Below are 14054 nucleotides of genomic sequence, written 5' to 3'. Positions count from 1 at the left end.
TTTAGGTTGAATCTTATTTAAATAACTTAAAATGAATGAAAAGAATGCTTTGAAATTGCACCAAAGCTAATGGATATGGAGTAACAGGGTATTCTGGAGCTGCGACATGGATGTCGCTTTAGCTCTTGATGGGCTCAAGGATGGCACTTCAAGAGCGGAGGAGGAATATCCTGTTATTCCATATCAGGTGCTGGACTTAATTAGCTACTTACTCACCTGCTTTTTATTAATCAGCAGTCCTTTATCGTTGTACTGATACAGGGTCTCCAGTTGACCGTCTGAGGTTTTTAAAGGTAAGCGTTTCTCAATATCCCACTCTGTAGTAATAGTGCGCGCTTGCGGTGTACCTGCAGCTTCTGTCTTCTCAGTCTGTAAGCCCTGATCGTTGTATTTGTACTCAGTGGTATTACCTTTCCAATCGGTTTTAGTCTTGAGCAGACCATTGGGGTAATAGCTATATTCTTTATTAGCCGCAGCACAGTTAGTCGATTGATGACCTTCAACACGTACCACTTTATTTACCCCATTAAATTGCTGGAAATGGTAAGTGGTTTTCTTGCCTAGTGGATTAGTGACAGTGGTGGAATTATTGTCGTGAAATTCCAGGGTGATTTTTTCCTTGCCACCAGCATGTTCAGAGCTGATAGCACGCCCTTGATTGTCATAGGTCCAAGTAGCAAAGCGAACGCCGTTTTCATCGGTGATGCCAGTTAGGTGGTAGGGGAAATCTGCATTTTCATAATGTAAGACTTTTAATTTTCTTTTTTGATTGGTAATACCTGAAAGCCTTCCCTGCTCATCATAGTTATAATTTATTTCTTGACCACTTTTTCCTTTTATTGAAGTTATACCGTTTTTCCCCTGTAGCAAAGTTATTTGTTTTTCAGATTGAGTGCTTGAAAAAATCACTTTATCTGAAGTTCCATCAGGTTGATAAAAGTATTTCGTATTACCTCGTGACTGGATTTTATATATATAACCATTATCAAAGTAATACTCTGTATTGCCATTTGAAACTATTTTCATGGTTATTATGTAACCATTGTGGATATAGCCATCTTTGGGTTCTAACTTTATATTAACTTGCTCTGCGACAAAATTTTGATCAGGGCTTGTCCACTTATCACCTTGTTTCACTAAGCGAATAACTAGACCACTAGGGCGGTGTAAATCAATATAAACAGGGGAGGTTGTATCCTGTGCATTTATATGTATTTTTTTATATCTATATTCAAAGCTATGTGATGTTTTGCCTGTTGAGCTATTGAATGAAATAGTAAAAGGTACGTTATCAATTTGATTTGTAAATGATTGAAACTTATTTCCATTCGATACAATGATAGGATTTCCTCCAGATGGTCTTGTGCAATTACCTTGACCATTTTCCAGTGGGGAGGGTCTATCACAAGAACCATTTTTATTTGGTTCTAGGCCATCTGCACATAGTCTCTTTGAGTAATAAATATTTTGTTCCGAGCAATCGGACTTGTCTGATGGGCAGCGTCCGTTACTCCCTCCAACAAAACATGAACCATTCTCTTTTTTACAGTTTGCTAGGTATTTAGGAACATGGTTATTGGCACAAAAGTTAATATACCAGCTTGTATCATAGCCAAAACACCAAGCGTAAACTCCCACCTCATAATAAGGACGATCACTTGACTCTGCTTGCCCATGGTTAACCATGATTGTAAAACAAGCGATTAATAACAAAAAATATGGTTTTCCAACATTATTTAGCATTCAACTGCCTTTTGCTTCACTCCAATAAAATGCCGTCGATTATAATCTGGCGATATTGTTATACAACAAGTGATGGGCTTTATTTGCTGGTGTGTATGTGCTTGCTTAATTTACTGGGCTTGTTTTTATTGCAGTGAGAGTTAAGTAAAAATTTGTATCCTTAATGATTAGCTCGGTCATTTTGAATATCAGGTAGGAGGCAAAGGATTAGAGCTTCTAATTAAGAATGAAAGTTGGTGGGCTAGGCCTACTCTTCTTTGTGCTGAGCAATAAAGCTTGCTAACTGTTGTAGTTTAAATACTGCAGTAATCGTCATTCTATGCCTAGCTCGTTGTCCAAATCGGCCATTTCTTCTAATGCGTGCTTTGTCTGCTGACGTAGACGTGCTTTAAATGCTAGAGCATCATTTTCTTGAATACGATAGTGCTTACCTACCATAAAATAAGGTAAGTCGCCGGTTTTTATGGCTTTAACCACCATTGGCCTAGACATTCCGATGATATTGGCAGCCTCTTGGGCGGTTAGAGGGTTGTCTGATTGACTGGCTTTAACATGAAGTTTTGCTTTGGGGTTTTTAGCTAGTACCTGTGCGGCCTCTTGTATAACTGTGACTAGCGATTGACTGATCTCAGAGTCAACAAACTCAAATTGTTCTCCTCCTAGTTCAAACTTAATAGGCTGAGGGTTGCTAATCTGGTATCGGACTTTAACTAGAGAGTTCAATAACTGCTTTTGCTTTTTCTTTGTACTATTAGCGGTTGGAATTGGTTTCACACTCATTGTTAGGGCCTCCTATAACAAGTTTAGCCTAACTGAAATATCTGAAATAATCAAAATAAAAAAAAGCTGATAATCAAAAAGTGCTGACACTCCCCAAACCATCTATTCTTAAAAAAATCCTAAAGTTTTTGTCATATCTGCCGGGGTGGCGGATAGTGTGGGTGGATTATGGTGCAGTCTATAAATACCAACCTCACTTCGTTGCTGGTGCAACGGCATCTTAATCAAAACCAGCGGGCGCAGGATACGGCGCTTGAGCGATTAGGCTCAGGTCTACGGATTAATGGCGCAAGAGATAATGCGGCTGGGTTTGCGAATACCATTCAACTTGATACAACGATTTCCAGCACCTTTGCCAGTGTCCGTAATGCCAATGACGGTATTTCATTGCTACAAACTGCTGAGGGTACGTTAGGTATTATTACGGAGAGCTTGCAGCGTATTAGAGAATTGGCTTTGCAAGCAGCTAATGGCAATAACAATGAAGTTGATCGCCAAGCGTTAGATGAAGAAGCACAGCAATTAATAAAAGAAGTTGATAGTGCCGCTTCTAATGCAAACTTTAATGGCCAGAAGTTGTTTGATGGTAGCTTTAATCGGCATGTATTTCAGACTGGGGTGGATTTAGGTGAGGTTATTCAGCTAAGTATTCCTAATACCACTACAGCCTCCCTTGGCACTTCGCTCACTGCAGGGGTTTCTTCGACCAGAGGCACCCGGAGTATTTTCCCCCTTACCCGTGGTGATGTGATTATTAATGGAATTGAAATTGGCGATTCCCTAGGTGTGGATGACAAGCTATCAACGGTTAACCCAGAATTCAGTGCTATTGCTAAAGCCGCTGCGATTAACCGGGCAACTACCTTAACTAATGTGACTGCCAGAGTGAATGCTAATACTGTCGGCTATTCAGGCCCGGTAGCCACTAATGCGACTGTTGCGGCAACCACTATCAATATCAACGGCGTAGCCATCAATGTTTCTACTAATTCGGCTCAGTCTGCTGATGTGAACCGACAAGGAGTAGTGAATGCCATTAATGGAGCTTCAGGGTTAACTCAGGTTGCAGCGGTTGATACAGGTAATACCAATACAGGGATTTCTTTAGTAGCCGCGGATGGCCGGAACATTCAGTATGATGATAATTTCTCAGGGATTTCTGCCGCTGTGGGGGTAGGTAATAGTGGTGCGGCGCAAGTTTACTCAGGCACTTTTACTTTGGTCTCTCAAACCGGTGGGCTGATTGAGCTGGACCAACGGTTTCGTGATAGCCATTTAATTACTGGGCTACGGTCTGACACTTTCAGTGGCAGCAATAGTGTGGCACTTGGTCGACGTGTGTCTAGTGTGGTTTTGGCTGCAGGTGATTTAGTGATTAACGGTGTATCAGTTGGGGGTTCTTCAAGCTTGGATGACAGTGCCTCTTCAACAGCAAAAAGTGCCAGTGCTATTGCCAAAGCGGCAGCTATTAATGCAGTAAGTGATCAAACGGGAGTGGTTGCTAGAGCACTGCCAAATGTGGTTATAGGCTATACCATTACCCCTGGCAATACCCGGCAAGAGTCGGTGGATATTAATGGGGTAACGGTTGAGGTTAATTTTAGTGCGGCTGATACCGCAGAAGAAATTGCTCGCAAAGTGGTTAGCTCAGTCAATCAACATACTGGTTCCACTGGGGTAGTGGCGGAGTTTGTGGTAGACCCACACTTTGGTGCAGGCAGTATAGGCCCTTCATTTCGGCTCGAAGCCGCTGATGGGCGGAATATTGTGTTTGAAAACCAAACGGCCAACATTGCTGAGGCTGGCTTTTCCATAGTAGAGCCCCCAATCCCCAGTGTGATCAATAATAATAACCCTCACCTAAGTGCTATTGAGCTGGTATCGGCAGGTAGAATCACCTTAAGCTCAACGACTGCATCTGGTGGGATAGATAATGCGGGTTTTAGCGTAGGAGAGTTTGGTGATTTGACTGATAGCATTCCGCTCAAATTTGCCAGCATCAGTACCGTGGCTGGTGCTAACCTGGTGCTCACTGCAGTGGATAACAGCTTGCAGCGGCTGGCGTTTCAACAGGCTCAAGTGGGTGCTTTACAGAACCGTTTTGTCGCAAATGTGGATAATTTACTAAGCCAGCGAGATAACCTGACTTCAGCAGTGTCTCGAATCAGGGATGCTGACTTTGCACTGGAAACAGCCAATCTGGCGAAAACCCAATTGTTACAACAAGCCTCTATTTCCGTATTAGCCCAGGCAAACTTAAGATCTCAGCAAGCACTAAAGCTGCTAGAGTTTTAGCTCTGACCAAATGTTTCCTGTAATGCCGCTTCAGGTATTCCTATTGCCTTTGGCACTTTTGGTAGTTGCCAGTGCTGAACTCCCCACTCAATAATCTCATTTACTGAGCTATTGGCTAGCGCTTTAGGTGGGGTGTGCCCTAGTGCAATCAAAGCGCGTAGCAGTTGTGGAGCAGGCATGTCTAGTGGTAGTGGGTTAGCAAAAGTCTGTTTACTGAGCTTGCTACCGTCCTCTTTATTAATCACAGGGTGATGGGCATAGAAAGGGGTTTGATAACCTAAATACTGCTGTAGCAGGCACTGCTTGGGGGTGGATGTCAGCAGGTCAGAACCTCTAACAATATGAGTAATTCCCTGTTCTTGGTCGTCGACGGTTACGGCGAGTTGATAAGCAAATAAGCCATCCTTACGAAACACGACAAAGTCGCCATCATCTACACCGAACTGACATTGTTGAATCCCTTGAACTAGGTCATCAAAAATCACTTTATGGTTGGCTGTTTTGACTTTGATAGAGTGATCATCATCCGGCTCTAAGGCTTTATCATGACAGTATCCAGGGTAAACCGACTGGCCTGTCAGCTGCCTGCGCGAACAGGTGCAAAAAAAACTAAAGCCTTCTGTCTGTAAGTTTGTCAGGGCTGCGCGATATAGCTCGCTCCGCTTTGATTGATAAACCACAGGGCCATCCCAATAAAGGCCATATATCTCAAGGGCTTTTAAAATTAAACTGGCGGCACCAGGTTGTTCACGGGGAGGGTCGGTATCTTCAATACGAACTTGCCATTGGCCTTGGTTGGCTTTGGCGTCAAGATAACTGGCAACAGCACTGACTAGCGAGCCAAAATGCAGTGGGCCAGTGGGAGAGGGGGCAAATCGTCCAATATATTGCGGGGCAGTCATTCACTTGATAGCAGAGCATTTATGCCATGGTAAAAGGAGTCCATGGCATATTATGTATTTTTTAGCAGTGTTTTAGTTTAGATGCCTGTTTGACGCTCTTTAATTTCAGCCAGAGTCTTACAGTCGATACACAGGGTTGCGGTTGGTCTTGCTTCCAGCCGGCGAATGCCAATTTCTACACCACAAGCATCACAAAAGCCGTAATCGTCACTTTCAATTCGCTCTAGTGTTTTTTCGATTTTTTTAATCAGTTTGCGTTCGCGGTCACGCGTTCTTAGCTCAAGGCTAAATTCTTCTTCTTGGCTGGCGCGGTCGGCAGGATCCGGAAAGTTGGCTGCTTCGTCTTTCATATGGGAGACGGTGCGGTCAACCTCTTCCATCAGCTCTGTTTTCCAGGTTTGCAAGATGCTTGCAAAGTGGGCAAGCTGCTTCTCATTCATATATTCCTCACCATCTTGCGCCTGGTAAGGAGTGAAGCTTTTTAACAGGTTGCCGGTATCTGTCTTATTTTGTGCTGACATATTTTTACAGCCTCACATTCAAGAAATTTTCCCATCGATCAGCAGCTGGCTATGTCACTTTGGTTCATCTGCCCGCTCCAACCGGATCAATTCCTTTTAGGAGCGGTGAAACTACCAGATAGCTTAAAAGGAAGCTACTGATTTATTTGCGGAAGCTGTGCTTCCCAAATTATCAAAGTGATAAAAAGCTGCTCCTTTATTACCAAGTGTTGTGAACTGCTGCCAACTTAACTAGTATGGTCGATTTATCGTTAGACTGCACACATTTGATTGAATTCAATCATAGGGATATCAGCTTGAAGTTCACTCCAGCTTGCCAACAAGGCGTCCTCATAAAACGCTATAAGCGTTTTTTGGCCGATATTGAGCTAGCGGATGGTTCGCAAATTACCATTCACTGTCCCAATACGGGCTCAATGAAAAACTGTTGCCAGCCAGGTAGCAAAGTTTGGTTTTCTACCTCTAACCAAGCGAAGAGAAAGTATCCTCACACCTGGGAAATTGTAGAGACCCCAATTACTCATCAGGATGGCAAAGTTGACCATTACTTGGCAGGTATTAACACTGGCCGAGCGAATCATTTGGTCAGGGAAGCTATAGATAAGGGCGTGATAACCGAATTACAAGGTTATAGCGAAATTAATAAAGAAGTTCGCTACGGGAAAGAGAACAGCCGCATAGACTTTTTGTTAAAAGGTGAGGGTTTAGCGGACTGCTATGTAGAAGTTAAAAACGTCACTTTAGCCATTGGTGATGGCTGGGGTATCTTTCCTGACGCAGTGACTGCTCGTGGTGCAAAGCATATCCGTGAGCTGATGGAAATGGTAGAGGCTGGGCATCGAGCTGTTTTGTTGTTTTGTGTGCAACACCATGGCATTGAGAAAGTGGCGCCAGCCGATGCTATTGATCCCACTTATGGTGAGCTACTGAGAGAGGCTATCAAGGCAGGTGTTGAAGTGATTGCCTATCAGGCAGATTTATCAGCAGAGCAAATTGAGCTGGTAAAGTCGCTACCGGTTATTGAGCGACTTACTCAATAACCTTTAAACAAATCTGCCCATCTTGGATTGAAAATGGGCAGGGTAACAAGCATTCGCCTTGGCAGGGACCGGCGATGCACTCGCCAGATTCGATTAAAAACAAAGCACCATGAGTAGCACACTGAATTAAGCTGCCTTCTATATCTAAAAACTGATCTGGCATCCATTCCAGGCTAATGCCCAGGTGGGGGCAGCTGTTGTGGTAAAGGTAAATCTCACCCTGCTTTTTAATTGCAAATACATTGTACTCGCCACTTTTAAAGCCTCGGCTTTCCCCTTCTTTTATTTCATCTATATGGCACAGTTTAATCACATCAATTTCCAGTAGTTTCAGCTGCTCTGCTTCTTCATATCTACTTTAAAACTTCTTATTAAAACCTCAAAGGATGGCAGTTAGGTAATTATGCTATTGACTTGCAAATAATAATTATTATCATTTGCATTTATTGTGCTACTACTCACTTAGCTTAATCACTGGAGTATTTGCTTCAGTGAGTTTTTTCTTTCTTTTCAAAAGGGTTGTCGTAAAAACTAGGATGTATGGGGTAACAGGATATTCAATCGCTACTGTCGGGAACAGCTTTAGCTCTAAAGGCTAGGGATGGCCTTTTAGAGCGGCGAGGAATAGCTTGTTACTTCTTCATACCGGATACTAGATTTTGGTGACAACCTCCAATATCTGGGGGGATATTCCAATGACAGAGCAGCCATATTGGCAGCTCACTGCTTTAGCCAGTGCATTAGCTGTTAGCGTTTCTAGTTGGGCCAGTCAAAAAGTCACATTTGATGAGGTAGTGGTAACCGCCACACGCTCAGAAACAACTACTCAAAAAGAGCCTAAATCAGTAGATCAGGTTGATAGTGAGTCTATTTCACTACAGCAGCCGGATAGTATTGCGGATACTGTAAAGCACTTGTCGAATGTACAAGTGTCAGCTGGGCCAAGAAAAGCTTCCCAGCGAGTGAATATTCGTGGTTTAGATGAGCGCAGAATTGTTCAAGTGATTGATGGTGCTCGGCAAAATTTCAGTGACGGTGCTCACCGTGGGTTATTTTTTATTGAACCGGAATTATTGAAGTCAGTAGAGGTAGTTAAAGGTGCATCAGGTTCACTGTGGGGTAGTGGTGCAATTGGCGGAGCTATTGGTCTGACAACCATTGATGCTGACGACATTCTTAATCCTGATGAAAACGTTGCAGTAAAGGTTAAGCAGGGTTATCAAAAAGCGGATCATGATAATCGCAACAATACGACACTGGCTGGTCGTTTAGGCAATACCGATTATTTGCTAAGCACCTTTTATACAGATAGTAATGAGTTAAGGCTGGGCAGTGGAAAAGAGTTAGAAAATTCTGCGTCTCGGCATAAGGGTGGGCTAGCTAAATGGCGCTGGCATTTAGCTGAAGATGAAATGCTGAAGTTTACTTATCATATGAACCATATTGATGAGAATGTGCCATCCAATCCCTCTACTAATGTTTCAGCGCGGTCTAATCCATTAATCAATCGTAAAACCGAGCAAAATAACTGGGTGGTTGGTTATGAGTTAAACCCAGAAAATAACGACTGGGTAAATGTAAATGCCACCCTTTATCATAATTACACTAAGCTAAATGAATTTAAGAAAACGGGTGCACCAAGACACGACTCGATTCGTTATAGCACGACGGGCCTTTCGCTAGTCAATACCTCGGAGCTTAGCTGGGTAGATTGGACATATGGCTTGGACTATTACCAGGATCGAGTTGAAGGTAAGCGAAACGGAGCAGACCGGCCTGAATTTACTGATGGACGGAGCACGGTATGGGGCGTATTTACCAAGCTAGCCATTCCTTTGGGTGACTACTGGACGATACAGCCAGGTCTTCGTTTTGATCAGTTTGATAACAGACCAGACGACAGTTCAGTGGGTAAAGATCAAACTGAAAATGAGTTATCTAAGTCACTGGCAATTAGCTATAACCCATTTGAGTGGTTAACCCTTCATGCACTTTATGATGAGGCTTTTAGGGCACCAAGCCTACAAGAGTTGTATGTTTCTGGTACCCACTTCTATGGCAATGTCTTTGTGCCAAACCCTAACTTGAAGCCTGAAGAAGCCAAAAATAAAGAGCTTAGTACCCGCTTTAAATTTAATGATCTGCTCAGTCAGGGCGATATTTTAAGTATGCGTCTGACTTATTTTAAAAATGATGTGGATAACTACATTGAGCAGGATGTTGAAAGGTTTACCACTACTTATGTCAATGTTCGCGATGCTGAACTAAAAGGCTATGAGTTTGATTCACAATATAAGACAGGTGATTATGGGGTTAATTTTTCCTATGGTCGTACTCGCGGTAAAGACAAAGACAGTGGCCAATATTTACAGAATATTCCTGCCGATAAAACGGTGGTTGGGTTAGAGCGTTACTTTATGCAGGGTGATGTTACTGCAGGGGTAAGAGTGACTCATGCCAAGAATCAAGATCGAGTGCCTGTGGGTAACCCTCAGTCTAATTATGATGGTTATACGGTAACTGATATTTATGTCAGTTGGGAGCCTAGTCAGAAAAAACTAGAAGGGCTACGGGTAGACTTTGGTATAGATAACGTTACTGATCGCCATTATCGAACTGCATTCTCACAGTTGGATGAATCAGGGATTAATGCCAAAGTAGCGGTGAGTTATAAGTTTTAAGAAAGAGCTTCCTGTAAGGGGCTACATAAACAATACAGAACACGCATCAAGTCCCTCCCTGGATGCTCTAATCGGCATCCTTGCCTCATAAGGTTCTGTATTGTTCATCTATCCCCTACTTAAGCACTGGTAGTTATTCCATAAATAACGTGAACCCACATGAGGGTCCACTATTGATTTGCGGTTTCTTGTAGTTAATAATCATTATCATTAAGTTGATTTTGATAAAGTTGGTTATGAGCCGGTTGTTGCTGTTATTCATAAGTGTGTCTGTTCTATTGCATGGTTGGCTTTGGTTGTTCCTTCAGCAACAACCAGAAGTAACGCCGAAGGCAATGGCTGCGTTAAGTTCACCTCTTAAACTTCAGCATGTCACTTTTAAACAGCGGGTAGTGGAGCCTACTCAGGCAAAGCCTGTTGAGGAAAAACAGCTAGAACCTAAGCAAGAAGTAGCCAAAGTTGAGCCAAAACCTACCCCTAAGCCTGTTACCAAAAAAAAACCAGCTAAGAAAATAGTTAAGAAAAAACCAGTTAAGCCAAAGCCTAAAATAGCTAAGGTAGTCAAACCAAAGCCAGTCAAAAAGCCACCGGTTAAAAAGGTAGTAAAAGCGAAGCCTAAACCAAAAACACCAAAGCCTGTGGTTGCGAAAAAAACTGAAAAGCCAATTAAAAAGCCAGAAAAGCAAACTCAAGTGGCAAGTGCTACACCTGTGGTGGCAAAAAAATCGCTGGGTTCTAGTCATAAGAATGCTCAAGCAAAGCCTCGTTGCTCTCAGACTGAACTTAATTACCCTTCTAGAGCAAAACGTCGTAATCAGCAAGGAGAGGTATTAGTAAAAGTGGAGTTAGATGAAAGGGGTGGCAAGGAAAGTATTTCAATTCAGAAAAGCTCTGGTTATCCGGTGTTAGATAGGGAAGCACTCAAAATGGTAAAGAGAACACAATGCTCTCCCATGTTGCTAGCAGGTAAGCCAGTTGAGTCTACAGTCATCCAGTCAGTAGTTTTTAAACTCAATTAATAATGGCTAATTTATGAATATTGATTATTTACAACAAGCCCTAAATGCCATGGGCTGGATGTTATATCCACTGGCCTTTTGTTCACTGCTAATGATCGCTTTGATTTTAGAGCGGCTTTGTTATTTTTTACTGTTACCACTCATTCCAGACAGCAAATTATCTGTGTTGCTTAGTCGCTGGAAAAATAATGTGGTTGAACAGCCTGCTTGGCTGCAAAAAAAGCAGCGTGGTATTGCCGTCGGTATTAAGCTGTTAAGTGAGTACCAGGGTAAAAACGTTGTAAGAGAGCAGCAGCTATCTTGCTGGTTGGCAAAGCAACATCAAACTAACACTGCTCGCTTAAAGCTATTACAACTCATAGGCATGATCAGCCCTTTACTAGGCTTGTTAGGTACGATTTTAGGCATGATTGTGATGTTTAAAGGTGTTGCTCAACATCAAGGCCCGGTGACTCCCAATATTCTTGCGGATGGCTTATGGCAGGCGATGTATACCACTGCATTTGGCTTGGTTATTGCCGTGCCTGCGATTGTGGGAGCACAACTGTTTTATATTTGGAGCAATAGTTATTGCCAGCGGCTTCAGCATTGGCTCAATGCGTTTCATTGCCAGATGATGGTGAAGGAGCATGATGAAGGCAGCCTTGAAAGCAATTCAGACCAGAATTTAAAGGCTGTAGCATGATTCAGTTTTCCAATGAAGATGACCAGTCATCTGGCTCATTTTTACCGGATTTAACATCACTATTAGATGTATTGTTCATTGTTCTGGTGTTTTTTCTCCTTACTGCAAACAGCGCTCAGTTATTGCTACCCATTGATTTACCAGCAGCTGCCTCTGAATCACTAGAGCCCCAGAAAAAGCCAAACCCTATCGAAATAGCAGTACTTAAAGACGGCACTGGCTGGCAAATTGAGTCTGCCACTTTTACTGAGTGGGATGAATTAACCAAAGTGCTTGATGGAAAGTTACAGCAAAACAAACTGGATAAAGTCACGGTGGCTGCAGATAAACAAGCTCAGGCTGAGCAGCTCTTAAAACTGTTAGCCTATTTGCAGGAAAATGAAATTGCGGTGGCTGACATTATTATGCAGAGAGAATAATGAAAGCAAAATTATCCGCTTTAATTCTAGGGGTTGTACTGTCTACATTGCTTCAAGCTCAGCAGCGCATTATTTCAGCTGGTGGCGCAATGACAGAGCTACTTTATGCACTAGGTGTGGGAGGTCAACTGGTGGCAGTGGACACTAGTAGTATATATCCCGAGTCTGCCAGTAAACTACCGAAAATAGGCTACCATCGTAGTTTGTCGTTAGAAGGTGTAATTAGTCTTAAGCCTACTCTATTGCTAGGCTCTGCTGAAATGGGGCCGCCGAATGTTATCCAGCAGTTGCAGTCTTTAAACATTAATGTGCAACAACTGCCTACTGCTGTAACCATAACAGCACTAGAGAAGCGAATAACTGAAGTTGCCAAACTGGTGAGTAAAGAGCCTCAAGGGCAGGCATTACTTGCTGGCATTAGAGCTAATCAGCAGCAGCTGGCTAAGCAATTAAAAGCTGTTAAAAAGCCTTTGAAGGGAGTTTTTTTGGTTCAGCCGGGCGGTCGTTCCCCAATGGTTGCGGGAACAGGTACTTCTGCTAACACGTTAATGGCATTAGCAGGCATATTAAATCCAGCTGCGACGTCAGTTAAAGGTTATCGACAACTGGCTAGCGAAAGCTTGATAGCAATGGCACCTGAAGTGATCATAGTGCCTGATCATATGTTTAAAAACAGTAGTAGTCTGGCTACATTAATTGCGCAGCAGCCAGGTTTAATACAAACTCCAGCGGCAAAAAATAACCGAGTGATTACTGTAGATAGTAGTTTATTGGTAGGCGGTGTTGGGCCTAGAGTTGTTGAAGCTGCACAAAAATTAGCAGCTGAAGCATACCCTGATTTACATTCTGCAATTGTTAAAGTTCCATAAATCTAATTTAGTGTTTGATATGGTATAACTGGGTTTTCTTCTGCCTCTTATGAAACGATCTCAAAAAGCGCTGTCAGTGATTGTTGTTCTGGCAGTGGGGCTCCCCATTTGCTTGTTGTTGGGAATTGCTAATGGTGCTGTGTCGATTGATCTAGCTGATGTGGTTGCTGCTATTTTCAATAATTTAGGTTTTTCCTTAACTTCGACAAGTGATGGCTTCTCCCAAAACCAACTAATTATTGAGTCCATTCGTACTCCCAGAGTTTTACTTGCCTCATTAATTGGTGCTGCACTGGCAGTGAGTGGGGCATTAATGCAAGGTTTATTTCGAAACCCATTAGCTGACCCTGCCATTATAGGTGTCTCCAGTGGAGCTGCAGTAGGTGCTGCATCGGCTATTTTATTTGAAAGTGCTTGGCCTGCAGGTTATGCCCACTGGGCGACAACAATGGCTGCATTTTTAGGTGGTTTGGCTGCAACTTGGTTGGTTTTTAAAATTGGCACCAGCCCATACGGCACTTCCGTCGCCACGATGCTATTAGCGGGCATTGCTATTAATGCGTTTGCCATGGCAGGAATAGGGCTGATTAATTATCTGGCAGACGATAATCAGCTCAGAAGTATTATTTTCTGGCAAATGGGCAGTTTAGGTGCCGCTAGTTGGCTGAATGTAGGCACTATGGCTTTAGTGGTTGCCGCTGTTGTTTTAGTTCTACCACGCTATGCCAATACACTTAATGCTTTATTGTTAGGTGACTCTGAAGCACGACACTTAGGGGTTAATGTTGATAAAGCCAAAAAATGGCTAATTATCGTAACCGCAGTGTTAGTAGGCGTTGCAGTGGCTTTTGCAGGGATGATTGGTTTTGTTGGGCTGGTTGTTCCCCATTTAATTCGGCTTATTGTTGGGCCCGATCATCGTTTTCTATTGCCTGCTGCAGCATTGCTAGGAGCAATGTTAATGGTTTTAGCTGACTTGTGTGCACGCATAATTATCTCGCCTGCTGAATTACCCATAGGGATTGTGACTGCTCTGATTGGTGCGCCATTCTTTATGTTTTTACTACTACAAAAACGACAGACAATCAGTGGATAGCAAG

At 42.9% G+C, this 14054-nt stretch carries 13 protein-coding genes; 8 read left to right on the top strand and 5 right to left on the bottom strand.

The window, feature by feature from the left end; all coding sequences use genetic code 11:
• Window positions 1-204: 204 nt before the first annotated feature.
• Both OQE68_RS08975 and OQE68_RS08970 read right to left on the bottom strand, forming a co-directional pair.
• A complete protein-coding gene (locus tag OQE68_RS08975; RefSeq protein WP_180569329.1) occupies window positions 205-1743 on the bottom strand; it encodes a hypothetical protein in 1539 nt (512 codons plus the stop codon).
• Between the two features lie 312 nt (window positions 1744-2055).
• The gene (locus OQE68_RS08970; RefSeq protein ID WP_180569330.1) at window positions 2056-2523 is read right to left on the bottom strand and encodes a helix-turn-helix domain-containing protein; all 468 of its coding nucleotides are present in this window, start codon (window positions 2521-2523) and stop codon (window positions 2056-2058) included.
• Between the two features lie 168 nt (window positions 2524-2691).
• Here OQE68_RS08970 and OQE68_RS08965 point away from each other — a divergent pair, with 168 nt between their 5' ends.
• A complete protein-coding gene (locus OQE68_RS08965) occupies window positions 2692-4818 on the top strand; it encodes a flagellin N-terminal helical domain-containing protein (RefSeq protein WP_180569331.1) in 2127 nt (708 codons plus the stop codon).
• Here OQE68_RS08965 and gluQRS read toward each other — a convergent pair.
• Entirely contained in the window at window positions 4815-5720 is a 906-nt protein-coding gene (gluQRS, locus tag OQE68_RS08960; protein ID WP_180569332.1) for a tRNA glutamyl-Q(34) synthetase GluQRS, read from the bottom strand. The genes OQE68_RS08965 and gluQRS overlap by 4 nt on opposite strands.
• Before the next feature lie 77 nt (window positions 5721-5797).
• Window positions 5798-6241 (bottom strand): RNA polymerase-binding protein DksA, encoded by a 444-nt coding sequence (dksA, locus tag OQE68_RS08955; RefSeq protein ID WP_180569333.1) that lies wholly within the window; start codon window positions 6239-6241, stop codon window positions 5798-5800.
• Window positions 6242-6537: 296 nt separating this feature from the next.
• On the opposite strand from dksA, the gene sfsA reads away from it, so the two are divergent.
• On the top strand, window positions 6538-7281 hold the full coding sequence (gene sfsA, locus OQE68_RS08950) for a DNA/RNA nuclease SfsA (protein ID WP_180569334.1): 744 nt from the start codon (window positions 6538-6540) through the stop codon (window positions 7279-7281).
• On the opposite strand, the gene OQE68_RS08945 is transcribed toward sfsA, so the two are convergent.
• On the bottom strand, window positions 7271-7594 hold the full coding sequence (locus OQE68_RS08945) for a Rieske (2Fe-2S) protein (RefSeq protein ID WP_180569335.1): 324 nt from the start codon (window positions 7592-7594) through the stop codon (window positions 7271-7273). The genes sfsA and OQE68_RS08945 overlap by 11 nt on opposite strands.
• Window positions 7595-7976: 382 nt before the next feature.
• Here OQE68_RS08945 and OQE68_RS08940 point away from each other — a divergent pair, with 382 nt between their 5' ends.
• The 6 genes from OQE68_RS08940 to OQE68_RS08915 all read left to right on the top strand — a co-directional run bounded on the left by OQE68_RS08940 (window position 7977) and on the right by OQE68_RS08915 (window position 14050).
• Window positions 7977-9962, top strand: coding sequence for a TonB-dependent hemoglobin/transferrin/lactoferrin family receptor (locus tag OQE68_RS08940; protein ID WP_180569336.1), 1986 nt, complete (start codon window positions 7977-7979; stop codon window positions 9960-9962).
• A 236-nt stretch (window positions 9963-10198) separates the two neighbouring features.
• Window positions 10199-10981, top strand: a complete 783-nt coding sequence (locus OQE68_RS08935) for an energy transducer TonB (RefSeq protein ID WP_180569337.1) — start codon at window positions 10199-10201, stop codon at window positions 10979-10981.
• 13 nt (window positions 10982-10994) lie between these two features.
• Complete coding sequence (locus OQE68_RS08930) at window positions 10995-11666, top strand: MotA/TolQ/ExbB proton channel family protein (protein WP_180569338.1); 672 nt, start codon at window positions 10995-10997, stop codon at window positions 11664-11666.
• Window positions 11663-12085 (top strand): ExbD/TolR family protein, encoded by a 423-nt coding sequence (locus OQE68_RS08925; protein WP_180569339.1) that lies wholly within the window; start codon window positions 11663-11665, stop codon window positions 12083-12085. Before OQE68_RS08930 ends, OQE68_RS08925 begins: the two co-directional genes overlap by 4 nt.
• A complete protein-coding gene (locus OQE68_RS08920; protein ID WP_180569340.1) occupies window positions 12085-12954 on the top strand; it encodes a heme/hemin ABC transporter substrate-binding protein in 870 nt (289 codons plus the stop codon). The genes OQE68_RS08925 and OQE68_RS08920 overlap by 1 nt, the downstream gene beginning before the upstream one ends.
• 49 nt (window positions 12955-13003) lie before the next feature.
• Complete coding sequence (locus OQE68_RS08915) at window positions 13004-14050, top strand: FecCD family ABC transporter permease (protein ID WP_180569341.1); 1047 nt, start codon at window positions 13004-13006, stop codon at window positions 14048-14050.
• Window positions 14051-14054: the final 4 nt, after the last annotated feature.

Origin of the sequence: Spartinivicinus marinus (genome assembly GCF_026309355.1) — a bacterium.
GTDB classification, from domain to species: Bacteria; Pseudomonadota; Gammaproteobacteria; order Pseudomonadales; family Zooshikellaceae; genus Spartinivicinus; species Spartinivicinus marinus.
This window is presented reverse-complemented; position numbering and strand designations above follow the sequence as displayed.

Coding starts and splice junctions, on each gene's coding strand:
- OQE68_RS08970 (WP_180569330.1), bottom strand. CDS start 2,523: ATGAGTGTGAAACCAATTCCAACCGCTAATAGTACAAAGAAAAAGCAA.
- OQE68_RS08930 (WP_180569338.1), top strand. CDS start 10,995: ATGAATATTGATTATTTACAACAAGCCCTAAATGCCATGGGCTGGATG.
- OQE68_RS08935 (WP_180569337.1), top strand. CDS start 10,199: ATGAGCCGGTTGTTGCTGTTATTCATAAGTGTGTCTGTTCTATTGCAT.
- OQE68_RS08920 (WP_180569340.1), top strand. CDS start 12,085: ATGAAAGCAAAATTATCCGCTTTAATTCTAGGGGTTGTACTGTCTACA.
- dksA (WP_180569333.1), bottom strand. CDS start 6,241: ATGTCAGCACAAAATAAGACAGATACCGGCAACCTGTTAAAAAGCTTC.
- OQE68_RS08965 (WP_180569331.1), top strand. CDS start 2,692: ATGGTGCAGTCTATAAATACCAACCTCACTTCGTTGCTGGTGCAACGG.
- OQE68_RS08915 (WP_180569341.1), top strand. CDS start 13,004: ATGAAACGATCTCAAAAAGCGCTGTCAGTGATTGTTGTTCTGGCAGTG.
- gluQRS (WP_180569332.1), bottom strand. CDS start 5,720: ATGACTGCCCCGCAATATATTGGACGATTTGCCCCCTCTCCCACTGGC.
- OQE68_RS08975 (WP_180569329.1), bottom strand. CDS start 1,743: ATGCTAAATAATGTTGGAAAACCATATTTTTTGTTATTAATCGCTTGT.
- OQE68_RS08940 (WP_180569336.1), top strand. CDS start 7,977: ATGACAGAGCAGCCATATTGGCAGCTCACTGCTTTAGCCAGTGCATTA.
- OQE68_RS08925 (WP_180569339.1), top strand. CDS start 11,663: ATGATTCAGTTTTCCAATGAAGATGACCAGTCATCTGGCTCATTTTTA.